Annotated in this window: 23 protein-coding genes; 11 read left to right on the forward strand and 12 right to left on the reverse strand. The window is 74.3% G+C overall.

From position 1 onward, the window contains the following. Positions 1–69: 69 nt before the first annotated feature. On the reverse strand, positions 70–837 hold the full coding sequence (locus KPL57_RS32530; protein ID WP_226354447.1) for a hypothetical protein: 768 nt from the start codon (positions 835–837) through the stop codon (positions 70–72). A gap of 46 nt (positions 838–883) precedes the next feature. Further along, positions 884–3,745 carry a leucine--tRNA ligase gene (gene leuS / locus KPL57_RS32535; RefSeq protein ID WP_308253061.1) on the reverse strand — a complete coding sequence of 954 codons (2,862 nt, stop codon included), beginning with the start codon at positions 3,743–3,745 and terminating at the stop codon, positions 884–886. Between the two features lie 207 nt (positions 3,746–3,952). Between leuS and KPL57_RS32540 the strand changes: the two genes are divergently transcribed. Beyond that, positions 3,953–4,438 carry an SdpI family protein gene (locus tag KPL57_RS32540; protein ID WP_226354448.1) on the forward strand — a complete coding sequence of 162 codons (486 nt, stop codon included), beginning with the start codon at positions 3,953–3,955 and terminating at the stop codon, positions 4,436–4,438. Positions 4,439–4,491: 53 nt separating this feature from the next. On the opposite strand, the gene KPL57_RS32545 is transcribed toward KPL57_RS32540, so the two are convergent. From KPL57_RS32545 to KPL57_RS32560, 4 genes are all read right to left on the reverse strand, one after another. Then, positions 4,492–5,001 (reverse strand): DUF427 domain-containing protein, encoded by a 510-nt coding sequence (locus KPL57_RS32545; protein ID WP_226354449.1) that lies wholly within the window; start codon positions 4,999–5,001, stop codon positions 4,492–4,494. A gap of 19 nt (positions 5,002–5,020) precedes the next feature. After that, positions 5,021–6,019: an ABC transporter substrate-binding protein gene (locus KPL57_RS32550; protein WP_226354450.1), complete on the reverse strand. Its 999-nt coding sequence runs from the start codon at positions 6,017–6,019 to the stop codon at positions 5,021–5,023. A 56-nt stretch (positions 6,020–6,075) separates the two neighbouring features. Continuing rightward, a complete protein-coding gene (locus KPL57_RS32555) occupies positions 6,076–6,672 on the reverse strand; it encodes a YqgE/AlgH family protein (protein WP_073573695.1) in 597 nt (198 codons plus the stop codon). 141 nt (positions 6,673–6,813) lie between these two features. Beyond that, on the reverse strand, positions 6,814–8,298 hold the full coding sequence (locus tag KPL57_RS32560) for a CCA tRNA nucleotidyltransferase (RefSeq protein WP_308253062.1): 1,485 nt from the start codon (positions 8,296–8,298) through the stop codon (positions 6,814–6,816). A 196-nt stretch (positions 8,299–8,494) separates the two neighbouring features. On the opposite strand from KPL57_RS32560, the gene KPL57_RS32565 reads away from it, so the two are divergent. From KPL57_RS32565 to KPL57_RS32600, 8 genes are all read left to right on the forward strand, one after another. Next, entirely contained in the window at positions 8,495–9,043 is a 549-nt protein-coding gene (locus tag KPL57_RS32565) for an NUDIX hydrolase (RefSeq protein WP_202417219.1), read from the forward strand. Beyond that, positions 9,040–11,316: a DUF6049 family protein gene (locus KPL57_RS32570; RefSeq protein WP_226354451.1), complete on the forward strand. Its 2,277-nt coding sequence runs from the start codon at positions 9,040–9,042 to the stop codon at positions 11,314–11,316. Before KPL57_RS32565 ends, KPL57_RS32570 begins: the two co-directional genes overlap by 4 nt. A gap of 243 nt (positions 11,317–11,559) precedes the next feature. After that, positions 11,560–13,323 (forward strand): protein kinase family protein, encoded by a 1,764-nt coding sequence (locus KPL57_RS32575; RefSeq protein ID WP_226354452.1) that lies wholly within the window; start codon positions 11,560–11,562, stop codon positions 13,321–13,323. Positions 13,324–13,400: 77 nt separating this feature from the next. Next, complete coding sequence (locus KPL57_RS32580) at positions 13,401–13,913, forward strand: sigma-70 family RNA polymerase sigma factor (RefSeq protein ID WP_226354453.1); 513 nt, start codon at positions 13,401–13,403, stop codon at positions 13,911–13,913. A gap of 140 nt (positions 13,914–14,053) precedes the next feature. Beyond that, a complete protein-coding gene (locus KPL57_RS32585) occupies positions 14,054–14,614 on the forward strand; it encodes a hypothetical protein (RefSeq protein WP_226354454.1) in 561 nt (186 codons plus the stop codon). Positions 14,615–14,806: 192 nt separating this feature from the next. Beyond that, positions 14,807–15,820, forward strand: a complete 1,014-nt coding sequence (gene trxB / locus KPL57_RS32590; RefSeq protein ID WP_073573701.1) for a thioredoxin-disulfide reductase — start codon at positions 14,807–14,809, stop codon at positions 15,818–15,820. Positions 15,821–15,870: 50 nt separating this feature from the next. Continuing rightward, a complete protein-coding gene (trxA, locus tag KPL57_RS32595; RefSeq protein ID WP_020622767.1) occupies positions 15,871–16,197 on the forward strand; it encodes a thioredoxin in 327 nt (108 codons plus the stop codon). Between the two features lie 202 nt (positions 16,198–16,399). After that, positions 16,400–17,560, forward strand: coding sequence for an N-acetylmuramoyl-L-alanine amidase (locus KPL57_RS32600; RefSeq protein WP_073573702.1), 1,161 nt, complete (start codon positions 16,400–16,402; stop codon positions 17,558–17,560). Between the two features lie 86 nt (positions 17,561–17,646). Here KPL57_RS32600 and KPL57_RS32605 read toward each other — a convergent pair whose 3' ends face one another. After that, positions 17,647–18,336 (reverse strand): GNAT family N-acetyltransferase, encoded by a 690-nt coding sequence (locus tag KPL57_RS32605; RefSeq protein ID WP_224401046.1) that lies wholly within the window; start codon positions 18,334–18,336, stop codon positions 17,647–17,649. Between the two features lie 272 nt (positions 18,337–18,608). Here KPL57_RS32605 and KPL57_RS32610 point away from each other — a divergent pair, with 272 nt between their 5' ends. Both KPL57_RS32610 and KPL57_RS32615 read left to right on the forward strand, forming a co-directional pair. Then, positions 18,609–19,979 carry a PLP-dependent aminotransferase family protein gene (locus tag KPL57_RS32610; protein ID WP_224401045.1) on the forward strand — a complete coding sequence of 457 codons (1,371 nt, stop codon included), beginning with the start codon at positions 18,609–18,611 and terminating at the stop codon, positions 19,977–19,979. Positions 19,980–20,068: 89 nt separating this feature from the next. Further along, positions 20,069–21,019 carry a D-alanine--D-alanine ligase gene (locus KPL57_RS32615; RefSeq protein ID WP_062399020.1) on the forward strand — a complete coding sequence of 317 codons (951 nt, stop codon included), beginning with the start codon at positions 20,069–20,071 and terminating at the stop codon, positions 21,017–21,019. A gap of 46 nt (positions 21,020–21,065) precedes the next feature. Here the strand turns inward: KPL57_RS32615 and KPL57_RS32620 are convergent, their stop codons facing one another. From KPL57_RS32620 to KPL57_RS32640, 5 genes are all read right to left on the reverse strand, one after another. Next, positions 21,066–22,004, reverse strand: coding sequence for a phosphotransferase (locus KPL57_RS32620; RefSeq protein ID WP_226354455.1), 939 nt, complete (start codon positions 22,002–22,004; stop codon positions 21,066–21,068). Positions 22,005–23,524: 1,520 nt separating this feature from the next. Further along, a complete protein-coding gene (locus KPL57_RS32625) occupies positions 23,525–24,496 on the reverse strand; it encodes a ParB/RepB/Spo0J family partition protein (protein ID WP_226354456.1) in 972 nt (323 codons plus the stop codon). A 1-nt stretch (position 24,497) separates the two neighbouring features. Continuing rightward, positions 24,498–25,391 (reverse strand): ParA family protein, encoded by an 894-nt coding sequence (locus KPL57_RS32630; RefSeq protein WP_060713924.1) that lies wholly within the window; start codon positions 25,389–25,391, stop codon positions 24,498–24,500. A 70-nt stretch (positions 25,392–25,461) separates the two neighbouring features. After that, complete coding sequence (gene rsmG / locus KPL57_RS32635) at positions 25,462–26,136, reverse strand: 16S rRNA (guanine(527)-N(7))-methyltransferase RsmG (RefSeq protein WP_226354457.1); 675 nt, start codon at positions 26,134–26,136, stop codon at positions 25,462–25,464. Then, positions 26,133–26,624: a protein jag gene (locus KPL57_RS32640; RefSeq protein WP_374203860.1), complete on the reverse strand. Its 492-nt coding sequence runs from the start codon at positions 26,622–26,624 to the stop codon at positions 26,133–26,135. The genes rsmG and KPL57_RS32640 overlap by 4 nt, the downstream gene beginning before the upstream one ends. Positions 26,625–26,660: the final 36 nt, after the last annotated feature.

A 26,660-nucleotide genomic window follows, 5' to 3' on the forward strand; every position in this document is an offset into this window, starting at 1 on the left:
CGTGCGACCACGGGCTGGTCGCTCGGACGAGGGGATGCCGCCCGGGGGCCGGCCGTTACAGCGCGCGGGTCAGAAGAAGTCCCCGCCGAAGTCGGAGTCGTTGTCGAACAGGCCCCCGCCGTCGAAGCCGCCCTGGTCGGCGCCGTCGAAGCCGCCGTCGGCACCGCCGTCGAAGCCCGGGTCGTCGAGGGCGGCGCCGTCGGCGAACCCGTCGGCGTAGGCGGCCGGGTCGGCGCCGGCCATCCCGCTGAACAGCGAGGTGAACAGCAGCGCCGAACCGACACCCCAGGCCCCGGCGACGAGTGCGGGCTTCCACCACGGCTCGGAGTACCAGCCGCGCGGCACCGGACGCCCGGCGACGGTCCCGCCGGGGTAGTAGTGGCTGTTCCGGTCGGTCGGCCGCGGCGACGCGCCCAGGCTGCGGCCCTCCACCTCGACCTCGCGGTCCTCGGTGACCTCACCGGCGCGGGACTGGCCCGGCAGCGGCGGCAGCTCGGGCCCGGGGTCCATGCCCATCGCCGTGCGGGCGGCGCGGACGTAGTAGAGACCCTCGTAGGCGGTCTCGGTGACCTGCCGGCACTGCGCGGCCGTGCGCGCCTGCTCCATCTGCGAGCCCGCGGCGGTGTAGCGCTCGGCGGCGTCGGCCAGCGCCTGACGGCTCGGGTCGTCGGTCCCGGTCAGGGCCAGGACCTGGCCGCCGAGGCGTTCCACCCAGCGCCGGGACTCGGCCTGGGCGTCGGCCAGAGCGGCGGCCTTGTCCGCGTTGTGCCGACGCACCAGCCAGACGACGGCCGCGACGACGGCCAGGACGACGATCAGGGTCAGGACTGCGCTCATGACGGACCTCCTGCCCGCTCAACGGGCAGGAGGTCGCCTGCGTTCCCTACCGGACGACGTTGACCAGGCGCCCCGGCACGACGATGACCTTCTTCGGCTCGGCCCCGTCCAGCGCGGTGACGACCTTCTCGTCGGCCAGCGCGGCCGCCCGGATCTCGTCCTGGCCGGCGTCGGCGGCGACGGTGACCCGCGAGCGGACCTTGCCGTTGACCTGGATCGGGTACTCGACGGTGTCCGCCACCAGGTAGCGCTCGTCGGCGACCGGGAACGACGCGTAGGTCAGCGTGTCCTCGTGACCGAGCTTCTGCCACAGCTCCTCGGCGATGTGCGGGGCCAGCGGCGCCAGCATCAGCACCAGCGCCTCCGCGACCTCGCGCTCCACCGGCGCCCCGCGCTTGGTCAGCGCGTTGTTCAGCTCGATCAGCTTCGCGGCGGCGGTGTTGTAGTGCAGCGCCGGGAAGTCCTCGCGCACACCGGCGATCGCCTTGTGCAGCGACCGCAGGATCTCCTCCGACGGCGCGTCCTCGACGACGGTCACCGCTCCGGTGCCCTCGTCGACCAGGTTGCGCCACACCCGCTGCAGGAACCGCTGCGGGCCGACCACGTCCCGCGTCGACCACGGCCGCGAGGCGTCCATCGGGCCGGTGTACATCTCGTACAGCCGGAAGGTGTCCGCGCCGTAGCGGTCGCACATGTCGTCGGGCGTCACGACGTTCTTCAGCGACTTGCCCATCTTCCCGTACTCCCGGGTGACGGGCTGCCCGTTCCACGTGAAACCGGCGCTCGTGCCGTCCTCGCCGACGACCTCGACGACCTCCTCCGCGGGCACGTAGGTCCCGCGGGCGTCGGTGTAGGCCCAGGCCTGGATGTAGCCCTGGTTGAACAGCTTCCGGAACGGCTCCTCGCTGCTCACGTGGCCCAGGTCGAACAGGACCTTGTGCCAGAACCGCGAGTACAGCAGGTGCAGCACGGCGTGCTCGACACCGCCGACGTACAGGTCGACACCGCCCGGGTCGGCGACCGACCGGGCCGCGTCCTTGCCGATCCAGTACTTCTCGGCCTCGGCGGAGACGAACCGCTCGGTGTTCTCCGGGTCCAGGTAGCGCAGGTAGTACCAGCACGACCCGGCCCACTGCGGCATCGTGTTGGTCTCGCGGCGGTACTGCTTCGGGCCGTCACCCAGGTCCAGCTCGACGGCCACCCACTCGTGCGCCCGGGACAGCGGCGGCTCCGGCTCGGAGTTCGCGTCGTCCGGGGCGTAGGTCTTGGGCGAGTAGTCGTCGACGTCGGGCAGGACGACGGGCAGCTGGTCCTCGGGCAGCGCGATCGGGCCGTGCTCGTCCCAGACGACCGGGAACGGCTCGCCCCAGTAGCGCTGCCGGGAGAACAGCCAGTCGCGCAGCTTGTACTGCACGACGCCCTCGCCGGCGCCCTTCGCGGCCAGCCAGTCGATGATCGTGCGCTTGGCCTCGTCGACGCCCAGCCCGTCCAGGCTGATCTCGTCGTTCGCGGAGTTGATGGTCGGGCCGTCGCCGGTGTACGCGCCGCCGTCCCAGTCCGACGGCGGCTGCACCGTGCGCACGTGCGGCAGCCCGAACGCGGCCGCGAAGTCCCAGTCGCGGGTGTCCTCGGCGGGCACCGCCATGATCGCGCCGGTGCCGTAGCCCATCAGCACGTAGTCGGCGACGAACACCGGCACCGGGGAGCCGGTGACCGGGTTGGTCGCGTACGCGCCGGTGAAGACGCCGGTCTTCTCCTTGTTCTCCTGCCGGTCCAGCTCCGACTTGCGGGCGGCCTCGGCGCGGTACGCGGCGACGGCCTCGGCGGGCGTCGCGGCGCCACCGGTCCAGCGCGGGTCGGTGCCGTCGGGCCACTGCCCGGGGGCCAGGGAGGACACCAGCGGGTGCTCGGGCGCGAGCACCATGTAGGTGGCGCCGAACAGGGTGTCCGGGCGGGTCGTGAAGACCTCGATCGCGTCGGCGCCGGACTGCACCGGGAACCGGACCCTGGCGCCCTCGGAGCGGCCGATCCAGTTGCGCTGCATCGCCTTGACCGACTCCGGCCAGTCGACCCGGTCCAGGTCGTCGGCCAGCCGGTCGGCGTAGGCGGTGATCCGCATCATCCACTGCTTCAGGTTGCGGCGGAAGACGGGGAAATTGCCGCGCTCGGAGCGTCCCTCGGGGGTGACCTCCTCGTTCGCCAGCACGGTGCCCAGGCCGGGGCACCAGTTGACCGGGGCCTCGGAGATGTAGGCCAGCCGGTGGCCGTCGACCACCGCGCGCCGCTCACCCTCGGACAGCTCCGCCCACGGACGGCCGTCCGGAGTGGCGCGACTGCCGTCCTCGAAGGAGGCGCGCAGCTCGGTGATCGGACGGGCGCGGTCGGCCGCGGCGTCGTACCAGGACTCGAAGATCTCGCGGAAGATCCACTGGGTCCAGCGGTAGAACCCGATGTCGGTGGTGGACACCGAGCGGCGCGGGTCGTGGCCCAGGCCCAGCTGGCGCAGCTGCTGCCGGTAGCGGGCGATGTTGGCCTCGGTCGTCGTCCGCGGGTGCGTCCCGGTCTGGACGGCGTACTGCTCGGCGGGCAGCCCGAAGGCGTCGAAGCCCATCGGGTGCAGCACGTTGTGGCCGTTCATCCGCAGGTAGCGGCCCAGCACGTCGGTGCCGATGAAGCCCAGCGGGTGCCCGACGTGCAGCCCCGCCCCGGAGGGGTAGGGGAACATGTCCATCAGGTAGACCTTCGGCTTCTCCGAGCCGGGCTGCCCCGGGTCGGGGGCGTGGAAGGTCTGCTCGGTCTCCCAGAAGTCCTGCCACTTCCGCTCGATCCGGGCGGCCATCTCGGCGTCGTAGCGGTACGCCGGTCGGTCCGCGCGCTGCTCGGACGCGGTCGTGGTCTCGGTGCTCATGTCCGTCTCACCTCGGGGATGCCTGTCGTGACGGCCCGACTCGGGGCCCGGAACACGTCGCGGCCCCTCGTGCGCATCACGCAGGAGGGGCCGTCGCGGCGCCGTGTTGTGGCTACGACGCCGCGCCGGGAAGTCGGCGGGCCGTGCACATGTGACCAGGGTAGCCGGGGCGGGCATCCCCGTTCCCCCGGGTTCTACCCTGGTCACGTGCCCACGACGCTCCGCCTGCTCCTCGCCGCCCTGCTCCTGCTGGCCGGGGTGGTCCTCGTCGTCCTCGCCGTGCTGGGGGCGACCGGCCGGCTGCCGCGCAACCGCTTCGTCGGCGTCCGCACCGCGGACAGCCTGCGGACCGCCGACGCGTTCGCGATCGCCAACCGGGTGGCCGCGCCGCCGGTCGGGGCCGCGGGGGCTATCGCCCTGGTCGGCGGGACGGTGCTGCTGTTCCTGGACCGGACCGGCGCCGCCCCGTGGGTGCTGGGTGCGATCGCGCTGGTCGGGACGGTCGTGCTCGCCGGTCTCGGTGGCGCGGTCGGGGCGCGGGCCGCGGCGGCGGCGATCGCCGCGCAGGCCGCGGCCCCGAGCTGCGGCGGGGTCTGCGCCGGCTGCGACCTGGTCGCGGGCTGCCGCGACGCGACCGGCACCGAGCCGGGCTCGGAGCCCGGGGCCCGCACCGGGCTCGCCCGCGAGGCCTGACCTGCGAGGCCCGACCTGCGGGGCCTGATCCCCGGGACCCGACCCCGGGCGGGCTACCAGCCGCGGGAGCCCGGCCCGCCCTTGAACGGGCCGACGACCTCGTCGGTGACCCAGCCGCCGTAGAACCCGCCGGGCTGCGGGCGGACCGTCTCCCCGTCGAGGGTGATCCGCTCGAACGGCGCCACGTAGACCGCGACCCGGTCGGTCAGCTCCGGGTAGCGCGCGTCCGGCCGCGGGTACCACCAGGCGACGTCGGTCAGCGGCGGCACGCCGGGGACGCGCACGTCGCAGTAGTGGGCGACGCCCTTCCACTCGCAGAACGTGCGCTGCTCACCGGGCACCAGCACGCCGTCGGTGAAGGCGGTGCGGGGCAGGTACCAGGTCGGCGGGTGGCTGGTCTCCAGCACCCGGACCAGGTCGTCCGACGCGGCGACGAGCGTCCCGCCGTGCCACAGCTCCGCGTGCCGGGGCACCCGCTCGGCCCGGGGCGGGCGCGGGTAGTCCCACACCGACTCCTGCCCGGGGCCGACGGGATCGGGCTGGGGACGACGGTCGAACAGCACGACCCCCACGGTAGGCCGGTCAGCGGTCCCCGAGCACGGTCGCGGCGAACTCGCGCTGCGCGACACCGGCCGTGGCGTGGTCGAACACGTCGTAGCCGACGACCGGGAAGACACGTCCGGCGCGGGCGGCGGGGAGCCGGGTGAACAGCGGGTGGGCCAGCACCGCGTCGACCGCGGGGAAGGTGCCCCCGTCCGGGCGGACCGGGTGGAGGATGTCGGTCGCGTCGCCGAGCCTGCCGAGCGCCTCGATCCCGATGGTGGTGAACGAGCCGTCGCCCGGCGCGGACGGGAAGTCGGCCAGCCGGACCCCGAACGCGGTCAGGATCGAGCAGTACGGGTTGTCGGCGTGCAGCACCGAGAACTCGCCGACCGTCCCGCCGAAGGTGATCGGGGCGATCCGGCGCCCGGCCAGTGCGGCGGCGTGCCGGGTGCGGAGCTCGTCGACGCCGGCGGCGTAGCGGGCCCGGGCGTCGACGAGGGTGTCCCCGGCGCCGACCGCGACGGCCACCTGCTCGGCGACGGTCAGCCAGTCGCCGTTGTCCAGGGGTGCGAACAGCGCGGTCGGCGCGATCCCGGACAGGACGCGCCACAGGTCCTCGTCGGCGTAGTCGGCCTCGCCGAGGATGACGTCCGGGCGCGCCGCGGCGATCCGCTCCGGCTCCGGGGTCACGACCGTCCCGACGGTGGGCAGCCCCTCCAGGAACGTCTTCTGGTCCGCGGTCAGCGCCGCGCTGCTGGGGGTGTAGTCCGCGACGGCGACCGGGCGCTTCCCGAGGGCCTGCATCTGGAACGGCGTGTAGTAGCCGACGCACGCGACCCGCGCGGGGTCCGCGGGCACCGCGACCTCGCCGTAGGCGGTCCGCAGCGTGCGGGTGGCCGTCCCGGCCGGTCCGCCGCCGGTGACGGGGGAGCAGCCGGTCAGCAGGCCGAGGCCGCCGAGCAGGGCCCCGCCGAGCAGCGTGCGCCGGTCGACGGCGCCGCGGGACGCGGACGGGACGGTGCGGGGGACGACGACCACGGGAACCTCCTGGATAAGGGTAGGCTCACCATAGGCCACGCACCGCTCGCGGGGACTCAGTTCCAGGCGGGATCACGCGGGAACGTGGCGAGCAGCGCCAGTGGGACGCCCTGGCGACGGAGCACCCGTTCCCACAGCTGGTCGTAGACGGTGGTCAGCAGGTCGTCGGGCAGTCCGGGGACGACGTACCAGTCGCCCCGGGCGATCTCGCCGCCCAGCTGGCCCGCGTCCCAGCCGGAGTACCCGGCGAAGATCCGCAGGCCGCGCAGCCGCTGCGCGAGCGGAGCCGGGTCGGAGTCGAGGTCGACCAGCTGCACCGGCGGCCGGACCGGCATCAGCCCGCCGAGCCCGCGGCCGGTCTCCCCGGTCCGCAGGGCGGCCAGGCAGAGCGCGGTGCGCGCCTCCACCGGACCGCCGACGAACATGGTCCCGGGGTCGCTGGTGAGCCCGGCCCACCGCGGGAGCACGTCCCGTACGGCCGCCTGGCCCGGCCGGTTGAGCACGACCCCGAGGCTGCCCTGCGGACGGTGCTCGATCATGTAGACGACCGTCCGCGAGAAGTTCGGGTCGCCCAGACCGGGGGCGGCGACGAGCAGACTCCCCGGCGTGACCGGGGGAAGAGCGGCGCCTCGCGTGGCGCGGTGTTCCCGCACGTGTCCATGGTCGCACCTCCGGCGCGGACGCGATGCCGCCACCCGTTCGCCGCAACGTCGTACACCGGACATGATCGTCCATACGTTCGTGTAATACGAACGTTCATCGATGTGTACGTCCGTACGGGACGCACGTCCGGATCAGAGGTTCTCGGCCGCCCAGGCCCGCAGGGCGACCTCGGCCTGCTCGGCGTCCATCGGCCCCTGCTCCATCCGCAGCGCCAGCATGTGCCGGTAGGCCTTCCCGACGGCCGGACCCGGCGGGATGCCCAGCAGCTCCATGATCCGGTTGCCGTCGAGGTCGGGGCGGATCGCGTCGAGCTCCTCCTGCTTGCGCAGCTCGGCGATCCGGTCCTCCAGGCCGTCGTAGTTGCGCTGCAGGGCCGAGGCCCGGCGCCGGTTGCGGGTGGTGCAGTCCGAGCGCACCAGCCGGTGCAGGCGCTCCAGCAGCGGGCCGGCGTCGGCGACGTAGCGGCGCACGGCCGAGTCGGTCCACTCGCCCTTGCCATAGCCGTGGAACCGCAGGTGCAGGTAGACGAGCTGGCACACGTCGTCGACCAGGGCCTTCGAGTACTTGAGCGCCCGCAGCCGCTTGCGGGTCATCTTCGCCCCGACCACCTCGTGGTGGTGGAACGAGACCCGCCCGTCCGGCTCCTTGCGCCGGGTCGCCGGCTTGCCGATGTCGTGCAGCAGCGCGGCCAGGCGCAGCGTGAGGTCCGGCCCGTCGGTCTCGCGCTCGATCGCCTGCTCCATCACGACGAGCGAGTGGGTGTAGACGTCCTTGTGCTGCATGTGCTCGTCGGTCTCCAGCTGCATCGCCGGGACCTCGGGGACGACGTGCCGGGCCAGGCCGGTGTCGCAGAGCAGCTCCAGGCCGCGCCGCGGGTGGTCGCCGATCATCAGCTTGGTGAACTCGGCCTGCACCCGCTCGGCGGTGATCCGGGTCAGCTCGTCGGCCATCGCCGTCATCGCGGCGGTGACCCGCGCGGCGGGGGTGAACCCGAGCTGGGAGACGAACCGGGCGGCGCGCAGCATCCGCAGCGGGTCGTCGGAGAAGGAGCGCTCCGGGGTGTCCGGGGTGTCCAGGACGCCCTGGGCCAGCGCGGCGAACCCGCCGTGCGGGTCGACGAAGCGCCGGTGCGACCCGGTCAGCTCGACCGCCATCGCGTTGACCGTGAAGTCGCGGCGCACCAGGTCGCCCTCGACGGTGTCGCCGAAGCGGACCTCGGGGTTGCGGGAGGTGCCGTCGTAGGTGTCGGCACGGAAGGTCGTCACCTCGAGGGTCTGCCCGTCGCGGCGCAGCCCGACGGTCCCGAACGCGATCCCGGTGTCCCAGACCGCCTCGGCCCAGCCGCGCACGATCGCGAGGATCTGCTCGGGGCGGGCGTCGGTGGTGAAGTCGAGGTCCCCGGAGTCCCGGGTCGACGCGCCGGTGCCGCGCAGCACCGCGTCACGGACGCTGCCGCCGACGAGGTAGAGCAGGTGACCGCGGGCGGCGAAACGGGCGGCCAGCTCGTCGGCGACGGCCGGGACGTCGAGCAGTGCGACCACGGCGTTCTCCTGTGCTCGCTGCAGCTCGTCCGGGTCCGGGGCGGATCCGGCCGGAGGTCGGGTCGGCCGGGTCACCTGTCGGGCGGTGGAGGACGGGGACGACGAGGACACGACGGGCCAGTCTAGGCAACGCGCCCGGCCGGTGGGCACGGGTCCTCCGGTCGCTCCGTACCGCTCGACCGCTGATCGACGGCGGGGCGACCGGGTGACGCCACGGCCGAGGACGGCTCGTCGACCCCCCTTCGAGCCACCTCCTCGTTACCATCGCCACATGTCCACCTCCCGCGGCCGCTCCTCGGCAGGGCGCGGCGCGGAACCCGGCCGTGAGGGCCGGAGCGCACGCGCCGGCCGTGCCGGGCGCGCCGACCGGTCCCCGGACCGCCGTCGCCGGCTGCGCACGGTGGACGAGACGTCCGCCGGTGGGCTCGTCGTGCACCCCGAGACCGGCGCCGCCGCGCTGATCGGCCGGCTGGACCGCCGGGGCCGGCTGCTGTGGTCACTGCCCAAGGGCCACATCGAGGCCGGTGAGACCGCGGAGCAGGCCGCGGTGCGCGAGGTGCAGGAGGAGACCGGCATCATCGGTGAGGTGCTGGCTCCCCTGGGCACCATCGACTTCTGGTTCGTCGCCGAGGACCGGCGCGTCCACAAGACGGTCCACCACTACCTGATGCGCGCGCTCGGCGGCGAGCTCTGCGACGAGGACGTCGAGGTCTCCGAGGTGGCTTGGGTGCCGCTCGACGAGCTCGAGGGCCGTCTCGCCTACGCCGACGAGCGCCGGCTGATCCGGCATGCGGCCAACCTGCTGGAGGAGACGGCGTGAGCCGGGTCGCGGCCCTGGTCGCGATCGTGCTCACCGCGGTGGTGGCGCTGTTCCTGCCCGCGGCGTTCCCGGCGGGCGCCCCGCAGGCCGCCGCCCGGGACCGCCCGGCGCAGCAACCGGCCCAGCAGCCCGTCGCCCCGGTCCGGCTCGACGTCGGCACGATGACCCCGCGGGTGGTGACGTCGGCGGGGCCGGGCGAGCTGGTCGTCACCGGGACCGTCACCAACACCGGCCCGGGGATCGTCGACGACCTGGCCGTCCGGGTGCAGCGCGGGCCGTTGCTCGCCGGCGAGGCGGGGCTGCGGACCGCGCTGGCCGGGGAGGCCGCGGTCGACGACGCGACGCCGCCGTTCGCCGACCTCGGTCCGCTCGCGCCGGGCGCGTCGGTCCCGTTCCGCTACGCCGTCCCGCTCACCGGGCCCCCGCAGTCGACGCTGGCGCTGCCCGGCCCGGGCACCTACCCGCTGCTGGTGAACCTCAACGGGACCGTCGACGGCACGCCGTCGCGGCTGGCCGGGGTCCGCACGATGCTGCCGGTGTCGTCGCTGCCGGGGACCGCGCCGCCGTCGTCGCCGGTCGCCGCCACGCCGGTGACGATGCTGTACCCGATCACCGACGCCCCGCGCCGGATCCCGCCGCTGCCCGGCGAGCAGCCGCTGCTGACCGACGACGACCTCGCGACCTCCTTCGCCGACGGCGGCCGGCTGCGCGGCCTGGTCGAGGCGCTCGGCTCGGCCGCGCCCGCCGGGTCCCCGACCCGGGCCGCGCTCTGCCTGGCGATCGACCCCGAGCTCGTCGCCACCGCGGCCGCCATGCGCGACGGCTACGGCGTCGTCACCGGCCCCGACGAGTCCGTGCCCGGCCGCGGCGCGGAGGCGGCGGGCCAGTGGCTCGCGGCGCTGACCGCCGCCGCGCGCGGGACCTGTGTGATCGCGCTGCCGCAGTCGGACGCCGACCTGGTCGCCCTGGTCCGCGGTGGCCAGGCCGACCTCGCCCGGACCGCGCTGGACCGCGGCCGCCGGACCCTGTCCACCGAGCTGGGGACCACGGTCCTCGACGGCGTCGTGTGGCCCGCCGACGGCGTCGTCGACGAGGCGACGCTGGACGCCCTCGGTGGCGGGACCCGGCTGCTGCTCTCCGCCGACGGGGTGACCGGCACGGCGGCCTCCGGCCGGGTGCGCGTGGGCGGCTCCGACGGCACCGGCCGCGACGGCGACGACTCCGCGCTGCTCACCGACCCGCTGCTCACCGAGGCCGCGAGCGGACCCGCGGGCGTCGAGGTGCAGCAGGGGGACGTGGGCGGGCTCGCCGGCCAGGACCTCGCCGGGGCGCTCGCGTTCCGGGCCGGGGACGCCGGCGGCCCGCTGGTCGTCGCGCCGCCGCACCGCTGGGCCGCGGACGGGCCGGCCGCCGCCGGGGTGCTGACCGCCCTGACCTCGCTGATCGACGACGGCCGGATCGCCCCGACCGGCCTGTCCACCCTCATCGGCGGCGACGTGCAGGCGGGCGGGACACAGCTGTTCTACCCGCCGCAGGCCGGCGGCGCGGAGATCCCGGGGACGGTCGTGTCCGGGGTGGCCGACCAGGTCCGGACGATCGAGGCGCTGCGGGCCGCGGCCGAGGCCCGCACCGGGGTCGGGGCCAGCCCCGCCGACGTGTTCGACCCGCTGGTGACCGGCACGCTGCGGGCGGTGTCGTCGTGGTGGCGGGGCGACCCGGCCCGCGCCGAGCGGGAGGAGACCGTCGTCGCCGACCGGATCGCCGAGATCCGCGCGTCGGTGCGTGTGGTGGAGCCGCCCAGCCCGTACTCGCTCGGGACCAGCGACGCACCGCTGCTGATCACCGTCGCCAACGGACTGCCGGTGACGATGAACGTGCGGGTGGTGCTGTCGAGCACCACCGGGCTGCGGGTCGCCCCGATCGAGGTGCAGGCGGTCCCGCCGCGCGGCCGCGTCCAGGTGCGGGTCAGCGCCCAGGTCACCCGCTCCGGGGTGTTCAGCGTCGACGCGGGCCTGCTCACCCCCGACGGCGTCGCGCTCGGCCCGGACACCCGGCTACGGGTGCGGTCGACGGTCTACGGGACGGTCACGGTCTGGCTGACCGCGATCGCCGGCGGCGTCCTCGTGGTCCTGGTGGTCCGGCGGGTGCTGCGCCGGCTGCGTCCGGCCGCCGCACCCGGCCCGTCCGGTGGCCCCGGTCCCGGGCCCGACACGCCCCCGGACGTCCCCGTGCCACCGGGACCGGCGCCGTCCGGACGCGCCCACGGCTCCTGAGGCCCGGGGAGCGATCGGGGGAGACAAGGAACACCGCCGTCGTTCGCCGTCCGGTATTGACCGCTCGTCGCATCACAGGTGCTTCCCGGCGAATCCGGAGGACCGGGAGGCAAACCGATCGACCCCCGTCTCCGAAGACAGGGGAGACGGGTCCGGGGGCGTGTTCTCGGCTCGTCCACATCCGACCGAGTGCCGTAGGCTGACGCCGGACACGACACCGAGCGCCAGGGGAGGGCGAGGCCGTTGAGCGGGCAGATCGGCGAGCGCACTGCCCGGACCGGCCCCCACCCCGTCGAGGACGACGCGGCCCCCCGTCCGCACCCGTCGCTCGACCCCACCGACGCCACGGCGACCGCCGACGCGCCCGGGACCGCCGGGGTACCCGCCGACGAGCAGCCGACGGCCGCCGTGCCCGCGGTGCCGGCCCAGGCCCGGCCCACCGAGCGCATCCCGCCCGTCCGCGAGACCGCGGGCACCACCGCGGGCTCGCCGCTCACCGAGCGCTACGTGCTCCGCCAGCGGATCGGGTCCGACCCGGCCGCCGGGGCGGAGTTCTGGCGCGCCGAGGACACCGTGCTGCGCCGCCCGGTCGGCGTCACGCTGCTGCGCAGGCTCCCCGCCGACGACCGGTCCGACGACCCGGAGGGCACCGCGCGCGCCGGCGAGATGATCGTGCGTGCCCTGCGCTCGGGCTGCTTCGAGCACTCCGGCAGCGCCCGGCTGCTCGACGTACTGGCCCCGGGCACGCACGGCCTGCCGGCCGACGTGCTGGGCGCCGCCGTCGCCGAGTGGGTGCCCGGACGTTCGCTGGCCGAGACCGTCGCCGAGGGCCCGGTCCGCGCGCAGCGGGCCGCCAAGGCCGTCGAGACCCTGTCGGCCGCCGCCACCGAGGCCCACCAGCAGGGCCTGGTGCTCGGCTGCGACCACCCGCAGCGCGTCCGGATCACCCCGGACGGCCGCGCCATGCTCGCCTTCCTGCTCCCGCGCCCGTCGGTGTCCGCCGCCGACGACGTCCGCGGGCTCGGCGGGATCCTCTACTGCCTGCTCACCCGGCGCTGGCCGCTGTCGGTGTCCGACGCCGCCCGCGCCGGGCTCGTCGCCGCCGACCGCACGCCCGCGGGCCGGCTGCGGCCCGCGTCGCAGCTGCGGCCCGGTGTGCCGCTGGAGCTGGACACGCTGTGCAGCGGCGCGCTCGGCCAGGGCGACGGCGTCAGCCGGGTGCACACCGCCGCGGCGATGCACCGGATGCTGGCCGACGTCGTCGCCGAGGACGCCGACCAGGCCTTCTTCCCGCCGGTGCACGACGGCGCCCCCGCCGAGCCCGACGACGTGTGGCAGGACTCCGACCGGCTGCCCGACACCCGCAACGACCCCCGGCGCCGCCGCAACCTGCGGATCGGTCTCGGGGTGCTCGCCGTCGGTGTGCTGATCGTGCTCGGGTACGTCGCCGTGCAGCTGGGCATGCTGTTCGGTGGCGGCGGCGCCCCGCCGGTGGTCGTCCCGCCCGCGGCGAGTGCCCCGGTGCAGCAGCAGGTACCCGCCGCGCAGGCCCCGGCCGCGTCGTCCGGGACGGGTGCCGCGGTGCCGGACGTGTCGGCGACGGTGTTCGACCCGGTCGGCGACGCGGACAACGCCGGCACCGTCGGCAACGTCGTCGACGGCGACCCCTCCACCGTGTGGACGACGAGCCGCTACTTCCAGCCCTTCCCGGCGCTCAAGCCCGGGATCGGCGTGCTGGCCTCGTTCGACGCCGCCGAGCCGCTCACCGGGCTCACCATCGACTCGCCGACCGCGGGCGCGGTGGTCGAGGTCCGCTCGGCCCCGTCGGCCGAGCCGACGCTGGCGGAGACGACGCTGCTCGACACCGTCACCCTGTCCTCGGGACGGACGACGGTCGGGCTCGACCCGGGCCGCCCCACCCAGCACGTGCTCCTGTGGATCACGAACCTCGGGCCGAACAACCAGACCCAGATCGACGACATCGGGTTCCGCCGCACCGCACCCTGAGCCGCCCCGTTCGCGATCGCGACGGATCGGCCCGGCAACGCCCGTGAGCACCCCCCGGCGCTGCCTACCGTGCGCGGGTGACGACCGTCGACCGGATCCCGGACCGGGCCCCGCCCGACCTGGACGAGATGTTCCGAAGGTACGCCGACCGGCTCTGGTCGGTGGCCCTGCGGATGCTCGGCGACCGGATCGAGGCCGAGGACGCGGTGCAGGAGGCGTTCCTGTCCGCGCTCCGCTCGCCCGGGTTCCGCGGTGACGCCGCGACGGGGACGTGGCTGCACCGGATCCTCGTGAACGACTGCGTCGACCGGCTCCGCGCGGCCGGGCGGCGACGGGACCGGCTGCGGGCCCTGGAGACGGTCGTCGCGGCCCGGGACCACGCGGGCGGGCTCGTGGTGCGGCTCGCCGTCTCCGACGCGCTGGCCCTGCTGCCGGTGGACCAGCGGGCCGCGCTGGTGCTCGTGGACGGGCTCGGCTACGGCGTCGCGGAGGCGGCGGAGATGCTGGCGGTGGCGCCGGGGACGGTGAAGAGCCGCCGGGCCCGTGCGCGGGCCCGGCTGGCCCCCGTACTTCGGGAGGACGAGGGATGAGCAGTTCTCATGTATCCGACGACAATTCATTCAGCATAACTCGTCGGAACGACGACAAACCCCGCACACCTGCTTCATGTCATCTCGACGAGGAACGGTTCACCGAGGTCGGGGCGCGAGTGGCCCGGGAGCTCGGTCCGGTGGCGATGCCGGACGACGTGGCGGCGCGGATGCGGGCGCGGCTCGCCGCGGAGGTGGCGCGAGGGGCTCACGGGCCGGACCGGGTCGAGGTGGCGGCCCTCGTCCCACCGGGGGACACCGGGGTGCCGGACCCCGGCCGGGGCACCTCCGCGCGCCGCGGCCGGTCCGGCCTCCGCCGGCGTCCCTGGCGCGCGCTCGCCCTCGCCGCGGCGGCCCTCGTCGTCGCCGGGGTCGGTGCGGTGGCCCTCGCGCCCACCGCACCGGTCGTCGTCCCGGTCGCCGGGACCGCCCCGGAGGAGCTCCGGTCCGCCGCCGCCGGCGCGGACGTCCCCGTCGGCGCGCTCGACGACCCCGCCCGGGTCCGCGCCTGCCTCAGCGCGGCCGGCGACCCGCGACCGGATGCTCCGTTCCTGAGGGCCCGCCCGCACTCCGTCGACGGCCGCCCGGCGGTCCTGCTCGTCCTCGGCGGGCCGGAACGGGGCCGCTACCGGCTCGTCGTCGTACCGCCGGACTGCGGGCCGGGCATCGCACGGGTGCTCGCCGAGACCACCACCGGCTGACCCGGCCGGGCACCGGCGACGCCCGGGTCACGCGGCCCACGTCCGACGGCACCGACGAGCGGGAATGCCCCTGTCTAGGATCGCGTTCGAGCCATACGGCAGCCACGACGCAGGAGCCGGCCACCCGGGCCGGCACCCGCAGGCCCCGTCATCGCGCCCGTCGCCCGGGCGCGCCAGGAGGGATCGGTACCGGTGACCACCGACGACACGGTGCACAACCTGATCATCATCGGGTCCGGGCCGGCCGGCTACACCGCTGCGGTGTACGCCGCGCGGGCCCAGCTCGCCCCGCTCGTGTTCGAGGGCAGCCAGTTCGGCGGCGCCCTGATGACCACGACCGAGGTGGAGAACTACCCGGGCTTCACCGAGGGGATCATGGGCCCCGAGCTCATGCAGCAGATGCGTGGCCAGGCGGAGCGCTTCGGCGCGGACCTGCGCCCGCAGGACGTCGACGAGGTGAAGCTCGACGGCGACGTCAAGGAGGTGCGGGTCGGCAAGGAGACCTTCCGGGCCCGCGCCGTGATCCTCGCGATGGGTGCCGCCCCGCGCTACCTGCACGTCCCCGGCGAGCAGGAGCTCCTCGGCCGCGGCGTCAGCTCGTGCGCCACCTGCGACGGCTTCTTCTTCCGCGACCAGAACATCGCCGTCATCGGCGGCGGCGACTCGGCTATGGAGGAGGCCACGTTCCTCACCCGCTTCGCCGAGACCGTCACGGTCATCCACCGTCGCGACGAGTTCCGCGCCTCGAAGATCATGTACGAGCGGGCGCAGAACGACCCGAAGATGCGCTGGCGCACCAACTCCGAGGTCACCGAGGTGACCGGCGAGGGCTCGGTGAAGCAGCTGCAGCTGCGCGACACCGTGACCGGTGAGACCAGCACGCTCGACGTGACCGGCATGTTCGTCGCGATCGGCCACGACCCGCGCAGCGCGCTGGTGGCGGGCCAGGTCGACGTCGACGACGAGGGCTACGTGCAGGTGGACGGACGTACCACCTACACGAACGTCCCGGGCGTCTTCGCCTGTGGCGACCTCGTCGACCACACCTACCGCCAGGCGATCACCGCCGCGGGCTCCGGCTGCTCGGCCGCGATCGACGCCGAGCGCTGGCTGGCCGGCCACGAGGTCAGCTCCGAGCTGGCCGGCGGCGGCTACGGCTCGGAGGAGACCGCCCCGGCGGCCGCCGTCGCCGACGCCGCGCACTGACCGCCCACCGGCACCCGACAGACCCGCATCCGCGACCGAAGGAGAACCCCATGGGCAACAACACCGTCGACGTCACCAGCAGCTCGTTCGACCAGGACGTCCTGAAGAGCGACAAGCCCGTCCTGGTCGACTTCTGGGCCACCTGGTGCGGCCCGTGCAAGATGGTCGCCCCGGTGCTCGACGAGATCGCCGGCGAGAACTCCGAGAAGCTGACCGTCGCCAAGCTCGACATCGACGCCAACCCGGAGGTCGCCCGCGACTACCAGGTCATGTCGGTCCCCACGATGATCCTGTTCTCCGGCGGCAAGCCGGTAAAGCAGATCGTGGGCGCGAAGCCGAAGGCGGCGCTCCTCGCCGATCTTGCCGACCACATCTGATCACTGTCCGTGCGCTGCATAGCGCACGGAGATAACGCTGCGTGTCCCGGTTGATCACAACCGGGACACGCGCGTATCCGCCCCGCTGCACTCCTCCGGGGGCGGGGCAGGGCACAATGAGTCCGGCACGCGTCCGGTCACCGGGCGAAACCGACCGATCACGGGCGTCGCACGGCGCCTCACGACTGCGAGCGAGGGGTGCATGCAGCTGCTCCGGCGCGGGGACTGCGGTCCGGCCGTACGCGAGATCCGGACGACGCTGGGACAGCTCGGTCTGCTCCCGGCGGTTCCGCCGGGCTCGCGCGCCCAGGACATGTTCGACGACGGCGTGGACCGCGCCGTCCGCATGTTCCAGCAGGGCCGTGGCCTGATCACCGACGGCATCGTCGGCCCGGACACCGCCCGTGCGCTGCGGGAGGCGGGCTGGAGCCTGGGCGACCGGATGCTGTCGTTCACGCTCTCCACCCCCACCACCGGCGACGACGTCGCCCACCTGCAGGAACGCCTGCTCGAGCTCGGGTACAACCCGGGCCGGCCGAGCGGGCTGTTCGACCAGCAGACCGAGCAGGCCCTGATCCGCTTCCAGCGTGACTACGGCATGACCCCCGACGGTGTCTGCGGCCCGGAGACGCTGCGCGCGCTGCGCCAGCTCGGCCGCAAGGTCACCGGCGGGCGTCCGCACCTCATGCGCGAGCAGGAGCTGCTGCGCCGGGCCGGCCCGCGGATGCGCGGCAAGCGCATCGTCATCGACCCGGGGCACGGCGGGCACGACCGCGGTGTCGACGTCGGCGGGGTCACCGAGGCCGACCTGATGTGGGACCTCGCCCGCCGGGTCGTCGGCCGCATGTCGGCCACCGGCATGGAGGCCCTGCTCTCCCGCCCGGAGAACGGCAACCCGCCGGACACCGAGCGCGCACAGTTCGCCAACGACGTCGGCGCCGACATGGTCGTGTCGCTGCACACCGACGCGAGCTTCAGCCCGCACGCGCAGGGTCTGGCGACCTACTACTTCGGCAACGGGTCGGGCACCACGTCGAACGTCGGCGAGGCGCTCGCCGGGCTGATCCAGCGCGAGCTGCTCACCCGGACCTCGATGCTCGACTGCCGCAGCCAGACGTGCACCTGGGAGCTCGTGCGCCGGACCCGGATGCCGGCCGTCCGCGTCGAGGTCGGGTACCTGACCCACCTCGGGGACCGCCGCAAGCTGCTCGACCCGGGCTTCCGCGACGTCGTCGCCGAGGGCATTCTCGTCGCCGTCAAGCGGCTGTACCTGCTCGGACAGGACGACCAGCCCACCGGCACGTTCACCTTCAACGACGTGCTGGCCCGCGAGTACGCGAGGGACGAGATCCGGGCCGTCTGAGGCCCGTCACGACCCGCAGTGCCCCGCCCGGCCCCCTCACCCGGGGCCGGGCCACCGAGGCCGTCCACGGCCCGCTCAGAGCGCCCTCAGATCGTCCCTGCGGGCGGCACGAACGAGAGCTGGCAGGACCCCGCGCGGGCCGGTGTCGCCGTCGGGCGCGGCGCCGCGGTCTGCATCGGGATGGTCACCGTGTTGAACAGCTGTTCGAGCGCGGCCTCGACGTCGGACTTCCACTCCAGCCCCGAGCGCAGCTCCATCCGCAGCCGCGGCCAGCGGTGGTGCGGGCGGACGGTCTTGAAACCGACCGAGCGGAGGAAGTCCGCCGGGACGACGCAGTCGGACTCGGTGCCGGGGCGCGCGTCGCCGAACGCCTCGACGGCCTTCACCCCGCGCCGGGTCAGGTCCTTCACGACGGCCTGGGCGAGCGCCCGGCCCAGTCCCTCGCCGGCGAACTCCGGGGCCACCTGCATCGTGGTCAGCAGGACGGCGTCGGCGCTGACCGGTCCGGTCGGCATCTCGGTGGCACGGGGGACCGACGCCGGCGGCGCGAACAGCACGTACCCCGCGGGGGCACCGCCGACGTAGACGACCCGGCCGCAGGAGCCCCACTCGAGGAGCACCTCGGACAGCCAGGCCTCCTTCTCCAGGTCGGTCGTGCCGTACCCCTCGGCCTGGTCGGCGAGCTGGGGCGAGAGCTCCCAGTAGACGCAGTTCCGACACCGCTTCGGCAGATCGCCGAGGTTGTCGAGGTTGAGCGCGGCAACGTGCCAGGACACGGAATCCGACCTCCGGATGTCGTCGTCGCGCGATGCACGCGCTGCTGCGCGGCCCGGCCCGTCCGGGGCGTGGTCCCGACCCCGGCGCCGGAGCAGCCGTCCCCCTGGCCGCCCCCGGGTCCGGTGACCCCGCGCAGCCCGAGACTAGGTGGATTTTCGCGATCCCGTCACCCCGAGAGGGCCCACCGGTACGAACGTCACGACGAAGGGCGGGCCGATCACCCGTCGCGGTTACACTCGGCGAGCCTTTTCCCCTCGCAGAGGAGCACGCGATGACCCTGCCCGACCGCCCGCAGCAGCCCGACGTCCGCCGTTCCGCGGCCGCGGCGGCCGCGCAGGCAGCGGCGGCAGGGGAGGGGGCCGTGGTCCCGCTCGCCCCCACCGAGCGCTTCGCGACCCGCACCGCCGGGATGACGGCGTCGGAGATCCGGGCGCTGTTCGCCGTCGCGAGCCGTCCCGAGGTCGTCTCGCTGGCCGGTGGCATGCCGAACCTGGCGGCGCTGCCGCTGCAGTCCCTCGCCCGTGAGGTGGCCGAGCTCGTCGACGTGGACGGCATGTCCGCGCTGCAGTACGGCTCCGCCCAGGGTGTCCCGCAGCTGCGCGAGCAGATCTGCGAGGTCATGCGGGAGGAGGGCATCGAGGCCGACCCGAACGACGTCGTCGTCACCGTCGGCTCGCAGATGGCCCTCGACCTGCTGACCCGGATCTTCGTCGACCCGGGCGATGTCGTCCTGGCCGAGGGACCGTCCTACGTCGGCGCGCTGGGCAGCTTCGCCGCCTACCAGGCGCGGGTCGTGCACGTCGCGATGGACGAGCACGGGCTGGTCCCGGAGCTGCTGCACGAGGCGCTGGAGTCGCTGGCGCGGCAGGGGATCGTCCCGAAGTTCCTGTACACGATCCCGAACTTCCACAACCCGGCCGGCGTGACGCTGGCGCACGAGCGGCGCCCGCGGATCCTGGAGCTGTGCCGTCGCTACGGCGTGATGGTCGTCGAGGACAACCCCTACGGGATGCTCGGGTTCGACGGCGAGGTGCACCCGGCGCTGCGCTCGTACGACCCGGACGTGCTGTACCTGGGGTCGTTCTCGAAGACGTTCGCATCGGGGCTGCGGGTCGGCTGGGCGCTGGTGCCGCCGCTGGTGCGGGACCGGCTGGTGCTGGCCGCGGAGTCGGCGACGCTGTGCCCGCCGTCGTTCACGCAGATGCTGGTGTCGCGCTACCTGTCGCACCACGACTGGCGCAGCCAGATCAAGACGTTCAGCGAGAACTACCGCGAGCGTCGCGACGCGATGCTCGCCGCGCTGGAGACCTACCTGCCCGAGGGCTGCACCTGGAACGTCCCCGACGGCGGGTTCTTCGTGTGGCTGACCGTGCCGGAGGGCGTCGACACGAAGGCGATGCTGCCCCGCGCGGTCACCGCGCGGGTCGCGTACGCGTCCGGTACCGGCTTCTACGCCGACGGGTTCGGCAGTCGGCAGCTGCGGCTGTCGTTCTGCTTCCCGACGCCCGAGCGCATCACCGAGGGCGTGCGGCGGCTGGCGGCGGTGCTGGAGGCCGAGATGGAGGTCGTGCGGACGTTCGGGACACCGGTCCGCCCCGAGCTGACCCGGGGCACCCAGAGCCCGTCACCGGACACGACCTGACGCCGTCCGACGACGGCGATGTTTCACGTGGAACGCCCCGGACCGGCTCCCGGTCCGGGGCGTTCCCGTTCATGGCGCAGAATGCCCGCGTGAGCGATCGAACGGTGGCCGTGCTGGCCGGAGGCCTGTCCCACGAGCGTGAGGTGTCCCTGCGATCCGGTCGTCGACTGGCGGGTGCGCTGCGCGCGAACGGTGTCGACGTCCGCGAGTGGGACGTCGACGCGCGCCTGCTGGAGCGGCTCTCGACCGACCGGCCGGACGCGGTCGCCGTCGCGCTGCACGGGGGCGAGGGGGAGAACGGTGCCGTGCAGCAGGTGCTGGAGCTGCTGGGCATCCCGTTCGTCGGGACGCCGTCCGGGGCGTGCCGGCGGGCGTGGGACAAGCCGAGCGTGAAGACCGAGCTCGTCCGCGCGGGCCTGTCGACGCCGGACTGGGTCGCGCTGCCGCACTCGACCTTCCGTGAGCTGGGCGCACAGGGCGTGCTCGGTGCGATCGTCGAGCGCCTGGGCCTGCCGCTGGTACTGAAGCCGGACCAGGGCGGCTCGGCGCTCGGTGTGCAGGTGGTCCGGAACGCGGCGGACCTGCCGGCCGCGATGGTCAGCTGCTTCGCCTACGCCGAGACGGTCCTCGTCGAGCGGTTCGTCGCCGGGACCGAGGTCGCGGTGTCGGTCGTCCACGACGGCGAGGAGCCCCGCGCGCTGCCGCCGGTGGAGGTGGAGGTGCCGTCCGGGTTCTACGACTACACGTCCCGCTACACGCCAGGTGCGGCCACGTTCCACTGCCCGGCGCGGCTGCCGTCGGACGTGCTGGACGCGCTGGCCGACACCGCCCTGGCCGCACACCGGCTGCTGGGGATGCGCGACGTGTCGCGCACCGACGCGATCGTCGACGCCGACGGTCACGTGCACGTCCTGGAGATGAACGTGTCGCCGGGCCTGACCGACACCTCGCTGCTCCCGACCGCGGTGGCCGCGGACGGTTCCGACCTCGCGACGGTCTACCTGGCGCTCGTCGAGCGCGCGGCGGCCCGACAGGGCTGAGCGATGTTCCACGTGGAACCACAGCGGTGTGGTTCCACGTGGAACATCAGCCGAGCACGCCGCCGCACGGCTCGGACGCCCGCCACAGCTCCAGGAGCGGGCTCATCCCGTCCCCGAGACCTGGCTGCTGCGGGACCATCGCGAAGCAGGCGACGAGCTGCACGAGCCGGGCCGCCTCGCAGAGGGCGAGCAGCTCGGCGTCGACGGGGCGGTCGGCCGCCCGCTCGTACGCGGCGACGACCTCGGGACCGGCGAAGGTCAGGTCCCACTCGACCGGTCCGACGCAGACGTGCTCGAGGTCGGCGTCGTACGGACCGTCCGGGGTCCGCAGTACGTTGTACGCCGGCGAGTCCCCGTGCACCGGCTGCGGTCGTGTGCCGGGGAACCGGTCGGCGCAGCCCGCCTCGTCGCCGAGCACCGGGAGGATCGTCGCCCACTCCCGCAGCGCGCGGGCGCAGTCGGTGGGGGAGACGTGGGTGGTGTCGTGCCGCAGCGCGTCGAGCATCGCCGCGACGGAGTCGTCGAGTGGGTGCATCCAGTCCAGCTCGACCGGACACGGTCGCAGCGCGGCGTGCAGCCGGGCGACCGTCGCGCCGCTCGCACCGGCGTCGGGCGGGCCGTCCGGGACGACGGTCAGGCGCTCCCAGAAGGTGAGGGACAGGTCCCCGGCGGCGACGGGTCGCTCCGGGCGCGCGGGCCGGACCACGGGGTGTCCCGCGTCCGACGCCCACCGGCAGACCGCGATCTCGCGCCGCTGCTGCGCCGCCTGCGCCGCCGGGTCGAGGCCGGGCGGGAGGACGGTGGGGACACGCACCACGACCGGCTCCGGCTCCAGCGCGACGACGACCGAGAACAGGTCGTGCAGGACGCGGGGCGTGCCGGGGCGGTAGCCGTGGTCCCGCGCGGCGGACACCGCGGTGTCGACGGCGCGGTCGGTGCGAGCGGCGAGCTCGGCGTCGGTGAGCACCGGGCCATCCTGGGGCATCGCGGTGTTCCACGTGAAACACACGCACGCGACGCCGGGCCCGGATCGGTCGGGTCGGCGGGGGCGGAGCTGCTCGGTGTGCGCCCGGGTCTGTCGCAGTGGGTCGCCTTGTCCTGCCCTGCCTCGCCCGGTCCTGCACCGCCCGGTCCAGCCCTGTCCGGTCCTGCACTGTCCGGTCCGCGACCCGGTCTCGCGCCTCCGGAGTTGTGCCGACCGGCCGAGCACTCCCAGGCCGCCGGGAACTCTCGGGTTGGACGCTCCGGGCCGAACGCCGGCGGTCCGGACATCGGGCAGCCCGGCGTAGGTGGGCCGGACGCCGGTGTCTGGGTTCAACGCAACGGCACGCGCGATCGTCCCGGATGTCGACCGCCGCACACCGGGTCGACGCGCCCGGGGCGGCCGTCCCCGACACCGTCGGCGGGATGAGTCGTCGACCCGGTCGTCGTGTCCGTGCGGCACGTACCGGGTCGCGGCGCGGCGGTCCGCAGCGTGGGCGGACCACCCAGGGGTTGCGACCCCCGTCCCGGGGCTGGGCCCGTACAGCGCGGGGGAGGACCGCACCCTCCGATCGGCACCGACAGACCGGACGCGCCATCAGAGCCGGACAGTGCCACCGGGCCGGACAGTGCCGCCAGGCCGAGCCATGCCACCGAACCGAGCCGCGCCACCCGGCCGAGCAGCACCACCGGACCGGACCGCGCCACCGAGCCGAGTCGTCTCCCCGGGCCGGACGGTGCCACCAGGTCGAGCTGCGTACACCGCTACCCCGCGTCCGGAGACCGGGACCGGGACCGGGACCGGGACCGGGACCGGGACCGGGACGAAGCCTGCGAACCGACTCGCACCTGCAGACCGGACCCCAGGTCGCGAGGGGACAGCAGTACCGAGACACAGCACCCCGGATCTCCCACCGGACCCTGAGCCTCCCGCAGGCCGCCTCAGCCACGACCGAGTCCGACCCTCGACCCGGAGCACTCCGGCGCCCGACACGGCCTCCCGACGATGTTCCACGTGAAACAGCGACGCCGTCCGGACCACGCCCCGGACCGACACCGGGAGAGAAGCCGCGAACCCCGGCCCCACACGGACCGCAGAACCCCGGGGCAGGACGCTCCCGTCCCACTCACCGGCCGAGCCCGATCGATGACCACTCCGCACGACCGTCACCGGGGATCCACCACGAGCCGAACCACGCGCGACCACCATCGACGCCGCCGCGTTCAGACGGACGTACGACTGATCAGGCCGTATCCTGACCAGTCCGCACCCGACAGAGACCGAAGAGCCAACAAAGGCGACGAATCGGGCAGTCCAACCGGCTCAGTAGCCTCACACGCCTCCTGAGACCCACCCCGGCCTCCCCATCAACCGAGCCGGTACCGGAGACCTCAGAGGCCGTCTCAGGGCGCCCTCAGAAGCCTTCCACTGCGCCACACCCCGCAGCCACCCCGGGTGCCGGACAGACCGACGGCCGCCGTCCACGGGGACGACGGCCGTCGGTGAAGGGGAGTGGTGTCCGGTCAGTCGCGCTCGCTGATCCCCATCAGCCCGGTGATCCGGTCGAGGTCCTCGACCGATCCGAACTCGACGACGATGCGGCCCTTGCGCTGACCCATCTCGACCTTCACCCGGGTGTCGAACATGTCGGCCAGCCGGTCGGCGCGCTCGACGAACTCCGGGCGCTGATCGCCGCGACGGCGGACCCTGCGTTCCCGCGGCGGACCCTCCTGCCGCGCGAGCACGACGGCCTCCTCGGTCGCGCGGACCGACATGCCCTCCGCGACGATCCGGGTGGCGAGGTCCTCCTGCTGCCCGGCGTCCTCGAGGCCGAGCAGGGCGCGCGCGTGCCCGGCGGACAGCACGCCTGCGGCGACCCGGCGCTGCACCGACACCGGAAGCTTCAGCAGCCGGATCATGTTGGTGACGACGGGCCGGCTGCGGCCGAGCCGGTCGGCGAGCTCGGAGTGCGTGACGCCGAACTCGGCGAGCAGCTGCTCGTAGGCGGCCGCCTCCTCGAGGGGGTTGAGCTGGACGCGGTGGATGTTCTCCAGGAGCGCGTCGCGGAGCATCACGTCGTCGGCGGTGTGCCGGACGATCGCGGGCAGCGTCTCCAGCCCGGCGCGCTGGGCCGCGCGCCACCGGCGCTCGCCCATGATCAGCTCGTAGTCGACACCGGCCCGTCGGACCACGATCGGCTGCAGCAGCCCGAACTCACGGATCGAGTGCTCCAGCTCGGCGAGCTGGTCGTCGTCGAACTGGGTCCGCGGCTGCTTGGGGTTGGGCACGATCCGCCGCAGCGGGATCTCGCGGTACTCCGCGCCGCCGTCGACGACCGGGGTCTCGGGGTCGTGGTCGTCGCGCCGGACGGCCGGGGCCGGGCGGTGCAGGGGTGCGCCGGGTCCGTTGTTCCCGGGCCGGTCACCGGACTCCGACGGGCCGGTGGGGATGAGCGCGGCGAGACCGCGGCCCAGTCCACCCTTGCGCTCGGCCATCTCAGCGACCGTCCGGGCGGTAGGCGCCGCTCGCCCCGTGCTCGGCGATCTCCCGGGCCGCGTCGATGTAGCTCATCGCGCCGCGGGAGCCGGGGTCGTAGGCGAGCACGGTCTGGCTGTAGCCGGGGGCCTCGGAGACCTTCACGCTGCGCGGGATGACCGTGCGCAGCGCCGTCGGGCCGAAGTGCTGGCGGACCTCGGAGGTGACCTGGTCGGCGAGCTTGGTGCGGCCGTCGTACATGGTCAGCAGGATGGTCGACACGTGCAGCGAGGTGTTCAGGTGCGACCGGACGAGGTCGATGTTGGACAGCAGCTGCCCGAGCCCCTCCAGCGCGTAGTACTCGCACTGGATCGGGATGAGCACCTCGGACGCCGCGACGAGCGCGTTGACCGTCAGCAGCCCCAGCGACGGCGGGCAGTCGATGAGCACGTAGTCGACGTCGAGCCGGGACAGCGTCTCGTCGTTCAGCGCCTGGGCCAGCCGGGACTCCCGGGCGACCATGCTGACGAGCTCGATCTCGGCGCCGGCCAGGTCGATCGTGGCGGGCAGGCAGAGCAGGTTCGGCGACGCGGTGCTGACCGCGACGGCCTCCTCGAGGGGGATCTCGCCGAGCATCACCTCGTACACCGACGGCGTGCCGGTGCGGTGCTCGACGCCGAGTGCGGTGGAGGCGTTGCCCTGCGGGTCGAGGTCGATCACCAGTACCCGGATGCCGTGCAGGGCCAGGCCCGCGGCGAGGTTGACCGTGCTGGTCGTCTTCCCGACCCCGCCCTTCTGGTTCGCGACGCCCATGATGCGGCGCGCGGCCGGGCGGGGCATGCCGTGCCGGTCGGGGTGCAGGACGCGTGCGGCCCGCTCGGCCTCGTCCGCGATGGGGGTCCATCCGGCACTCATGCGCGACCCTCGCTTCCTGGACGGTTCGTGCCCGGTCGGTGTTTCACGTGAAACGGCGCTCCGGCACCCATCATCGCCGTTCCTTCCTCCGGTTGCGGCGGGGCGCGCCGGTCCGCGGGATCTCGACCACCGTGGTCAGCGGATCGACCACACCGGCTCCGGTCTCGTGGATCCGGGGCTCGCCCCCTCCGAGCACACGGACCGCCGCGGCGTCGCGGGCGATCTCGTCCGGGGCGGAGGCGCCCTTCAGCACCAGCATCGCACCCCCTTGCCGCAGCAGGGGCAGGCAGATGCCCGCGAGCCGGGCCAGCGGTCCGACGGCCCGGGCGGTGACGACGTCGGCCCCCTCCCATCGTCGCAGAACGGGCTTCTCCTCGGCACGCCCCCGTTCGACGACGATGTCCAGGCCGAGGTCGCCCAGCACCTCGTCCAGCCACTCCACCCGGCGGGCCAGCGGCTCGATCAGCACGATCCGCAGGTCCGGCCGGGCCAGGGCGAGCGGGATCCCGGGGAGCCCGGCGCCGGAGCCGACGTCGGCGACCCGGGCGTCGGCGGGCACGACCTCACCGAGGACCGCGCAGTTCAGCACGTGCCGGTCCCACAGCCGGTCCCGCTCACGCGGGCCGATCAGCCCGCGCTCGATCCCGGAGGTCGCGAGGTGCTCGACGTAGCGGACGGCCAGCCCGGTCCGGTCGCCGAAGACCTTCTCCGCGACCTCCGGGGTCGGGATGGGGGAGGTGGTCACTTCTTGTGGACCACGACCTGGCGACGCGGCTCCTCGCCTTCGCTCTCGGAGACGACGCCCTTCACGGTGGCGACGGCGTCGTGCACGACCTTGCGCTCGAACGGCGTCATCGGTCGCAGCCGTGCGGACTCGCCGCTGGCCTTGACCTCCTGGGCGGTCTCCAGACCGAGCTCGGTGAGCTCGTCGCGACGGTGTCGCCGCCAGCCCGCGATGTCGAGCATCAGCCGGCTGCGGCTGCCCAGCTGCTGCTGGACGGCCAGGCGGGCCAGCTCCTGCAGGCTCTCCAGCACCGAGCCCTTGTCGCCGACGAGCTTCTGCAGTTCGGCGTCGTCCTCGGCACCCTCGATGCTGACGATGGCGCGGCCGCCCTCGACGTCGAGGTCGATGTCGCCGTCGTAGTCCAGGATGTCCAGCAGGCGCTCCAGGTAGTCACCTGCGACGTCGCCCTCCTGGATCAGCAGGCTCTCGCCGGACGGCTTGTCCTGCACGTCCGGACCCTCGGCGGGCTCCTTGGCGGTGGTGGG

The organism is Pseudonocardia sp. ICBG601 (genome assembly GCF_020496245.1).